Source organism: Microcystis sp. LE19-10.1B (genome assembly GCF_027530565.1).
GTDB classification, from domain to species: Bacteria; Cyanobacteriota; Cyanobacteriia; order Cyanobacteriales; family Microcystaceae; genus Microcystis; species Microcystis aeruginosa.
The window spans coordinates 1-3844 of sequence record NZ_JAPZQM010000460.1; the positions used below are offsets into that span (position 1 = coordinate 1).

Genomic DNA, 3844 nt, shown 5'->3' on the forward strand with positions numbered 1-3844 from the left:
TTAGTATTACACTTAAAAAGAATCGAAAACAAAAAAGGGTCTGAAATCAACGAAGGTCAAGCTATAATTGAGGATTGCTCTCTCCAAAATAAAGTTTTTACTGGGGATGCTTTACACTGTCAGAAAAAAACAATCAGCTTAATAGCCAAGACTAAAAATGATTATGTTATCACCGTTAAAGGAAATCAGAAAAATCTTTATAAGCGAATACAAGAGGTTCTTCGTTACTTGGTATGGTTCGCTCAGGGGGCAGAAATCGGCTAAATCCTTATCTGGCAAGAGACTTAATTGATTAGTTCGTTCTAGATTGAAAACAATTGGCAAAAATCGAAGCAATGTCTTTCTATATAAGGGTTTCATCCCTTATAACCCCCGTCCATTGCATAACAAAAACCGAAGAACCATACAAGACCTGAGTAATTCCTCAAAGCCAGACAGTTGTTTTCTTGAACAAGACAATAGTCATGGATGAAAAATATCAAGAAAAATAGAAGTTTTTAAAGTGAGGAAAAATGAAAGACAAGGGTTTGAAAATCTGCGAAGACTTATTAAAGTAGAAAGAAAGGGTAGTCGCGGGGATAAAACCTATGAATAAACTGCTTACTATATCAGTAGCCTAACCGAATCCGCCCAAGTATTTGCTAAAATTATTCGAGGACATTGGAAAATAGAAAATCAGTTACATTGGGTAAAAGATGTAATTTTTGAGGAAGATAAAAGCGAGATAAGTGATTTTCAAGCGGCCAGCAATTGGTCAATTCTCACAACTATAGGATTGAATCTTTTCAGAGGTTTGGGTTTTCTCTCAATAACAGAGGGACAGAGGTGGTTAGCTGAACGTTGGGAAAAACTGATAGTTTTATCGACGTAAGAAGCAGAAAAATTAGCTAAGTTAACAGGATGTACTCTCAGGAAATTTCAAGAGAGATAGGCTTTTAGTAGCTTGGGAACAAGCTTTATCAATTTATTCATAATAAATATTGGCAGAGGATTAAAGATTAGTTATTGTGACTAACTCTTTTGGTTAGAGAAAGATAAACTTGAGAATTTTCATTCAAATTTATTGACTCAAAATCCGCTGTACTTAATTTAAATGAATCAACCCTAGGGGCAGGGGGGATCGAACCTATAATCCATTTTTAATTTGATTATAACCAACTACTTAGAAGTTAGCCAAGGGAGTCTCAATGAGAGGTAATCCCGATCTGAAAATCCCTAAAACCCCACACCCCACTTCATAATTCATAATTCATAATTCATAATTCCCATGTAGTCTTAACGGGTTACTCCATCCACCACCGGACGGACATCGCTGCCCTCAAAATAGCCGGGGTTGCCTGTCCAGTTGAAATCCGACACGCGGATGTTGAGTATTCCCAACTGCAGCACCGGGTTATAGCGCAAAATTAAACTATAGGTGCGACGACTCCATTCGAGAAAATATTCTGTACTGATTTCCTTCGCTTGATCGATACTATAAATACTCTGGAAACCCACGCGAATCGGACCATATACCTGTTGAGTTATACCATAGGACATTGTTTGTTGATCAACAAAGCGATCGAAGAAAAAGGGTGATTGTCCGTTAACCAAACCCTGACTAAAACTGAGATTAAACCCGGTATAGTCGAAAAAATTGCGGGAAAAACGCCCAAACTGTCCTAATAATCCCACGGTTCCCGTGACGGAATTTTGCGTCTCTCCATTAGTGTAATAACTGGTGACACCAGTGACACCAGTGACAATAGCAATATAGGGTTGAACGGGAAGAGGAGAAAATCTTAAACCTTGGTCGGGAGTCGGTGGTAAAGTAAGGGCAGACCAGAGTAAAAAACTGCGATTGAGGGAGACAGCGCCCTGAAAACGGCTTAAATTAGTAACATTATCCGTTGCATTGGCCGCTAAGAGATTACTGCGATCGGTGGGTGCGTTAATATTCTGTAGAGAAGCTTGATAACTGAGTCTAATATCCGTATTCGGGACGACAATCACCGGTGAGGTCAAAATTGCCCCAAAACTGCTATTAACCGTCTGAAACCCTAAAGAACCGTTAAAAAGACGCTCGCGATAATTGTACTCCACATTGAGCAGATAGGGATCCTGCAACTGTCCGATCGTCTGTTGAAAGCGAATTTTAGAACGAACACTATTTTCGATCTGTTCCAAATCTAAATTAGAAAAAGAAGCTGTCGCTTGCAAAAACGAGCGCTCGCCAAAATTAGTGGCAAAATTGCCCAATAAACCAAAAGCTTTCGGACTAAGGGCCGAAACTTCCCCACCTCCGGGGTTAGCTGAGGGAAAAGCATCGGGATTAAGGACTTTTTGAATTAAATATTGCGGTGTCAACTCAAAAATAGTCTTCGGTGTCTCCACTAAAGTTAGGGGACTTTCTACGAAAAATCCGCCCCGATCCTCCCCATCATAGCCCGGGGCAATTAAAAAAGGACGACGACGACGGCGATCGAAAGTGAGACTATTAATAAAAGTGGGTGCCACTACCCGTTGATCGAAAACCAACTGGGAATTACTCATCCGTAACTCATCGGTAAAGGGGCCGGTACTGCGAAAAGTGGCGGAATTGGCCCGAACTTCCAACTCAGGGGGGGAAAAAGGGTCATTCGTCAGACGCACATTAGTGGCATTCCACACCTTACCATCAAAATTCAAGCGTTCGGCCTGAAAACGGACGCGATTAATCGTTCCCCCCGACGGACTACTAATATTCTGTCGATCGCGCCGACTGGGATCCTGTCCCCCGACGACAAATTGAAAACCCTCTCCCGTAGTGATTCTCTGCAAGGGTTGATTTAATGCCAAACGATCGGTTAGGGTTGCAAAAGAACTACCGGCCCCCACATCCGTGGGCAGCGTTTGCCCTAAATCCCTAGCGGTGCTGGGTTGAAAAATCTCCCCATTAGCATTAAATACCACACCGCTATCCTGGACGAAATAATATTCAAAGCGATCGCCGCGCAGGATTTGATCTCCCCGGGTTAGGATCACCTGGCCCTCCGCTACCGCTAACTTTTCGGGAAGATTAATCTGTAAGCGATCGGCCGTTAGTACACTTTCGGCAAAACGCAGGGTGACATTACCTCTAGCGGTGATAATCTGCCGATTTTGGTCAAATTCCTGCTCATCGGCCACTAATTCCATGGGTCTTTCCCCTTCTGGATTAGCGGTCTGAGCTAGGCTGTTATTGAGGGAAATCAAGTATTCTTGGCTGGTTTTTTCGCCTTTTTTCCTCACTAATAGCCGAGTTGAGCCATTTTTCTGGTTAAGAGCTTTTTGATTTAATCCTGAAACTATCTCGGTTTCGGGATTAATGGTGACACCAACGGCTGCGGGGGGTGGAGAATTCTGAACAGAAAGGGGTGTTCCTAAAGTTGCCGCATCACCCGCACTGCTAGGTAAAGGTTCCAAGGGAATACCCTCATCGGGAACCAAGGGTTTTACCTCGACGGTTTCCGGGGGTGGAGTGACGGTGAGGGGAATAGAAACGCTCTCTGCTGAAGGCTTTTTTGCTTCTAGAGGTGCTGGGGTGACAGGGAGGGAAACTACAGACGTGGGACTATTTTCCGAAACTTGGCGCTCCTCCGTTTCCGGTTCAGCTACAGTATTAATCAGGGCAGGTGGTTCAACAGCTAAGAGAAAAAAAGACATGACTGCACGAGTCGGCGATCAAAATAGAGGACGAGCGAACCTCATTGACATCCTCGCCGCCCTAAAAGTGCGGCGATTCCTAAACCTCACGATTTAAGTTTCTGCTTCCACCACCGTCGCATACCACAGTTAAAAAACCATGTACTGTCTTACACAGAGTCCACAGACTTTCGCCCCATTT

Annotated in this window: 2 protein-coding genes and 2 pseudogenes; 2 read left to right on the top strand and 2 right to left on the bottom strand. The window is 43.3% G+C overall.

Translation table 11 applies throughout. The annotated features are described in order from the left end of the window. A pseudogene (locus O9332_RS16755) lies at positions 1–207 on the top strand (ISAs1 family transposase); the annotation flags it as partial. Here the strand turns inward: O9332_RS16755 and O9332_RS16760 are convergent. Then, positions 139–324 (bottom strand): hypothetical protein, encoded by a 186-nt coding sequence (locus tag O9332_RS16760; protein ID WP_288026522.1) that lies wholly within the window; start codon positions 322–324, stop codon positions 139–141. The pseudogene O9332_RS16755 and the gene O9332_RS16760 sit on opposite strands and share 69 nt — an antisense overlap. Before the next feature lie 73 nt (positions 325–397). Between O9332_RS16760 and O9332_RS16765 the strand changes: the two are divergent. Beyond that, positions 398–871: pseudogene (locus O9332_RS16765) on the top strand (ISAs1 family transposase); the annotation flags it as partial. Between the two features lie 404 nt (positions 872–1275). On the opposite strand, the gene O9332_RS16770 reads toward O9332_RS16765, so the two are convergent. Then, a complete protein-coding gene (locus tag O9332_RS16770; protein WP_002760782.1) occupies positions 1276–3663 on the bottom strand; it encodes a DUF3769 domain-containing protein in 2388 nt (795 codons plus the stop codon). Between the last annotated feature and the right edge of the window lie 181 nt (positions 3664–3844).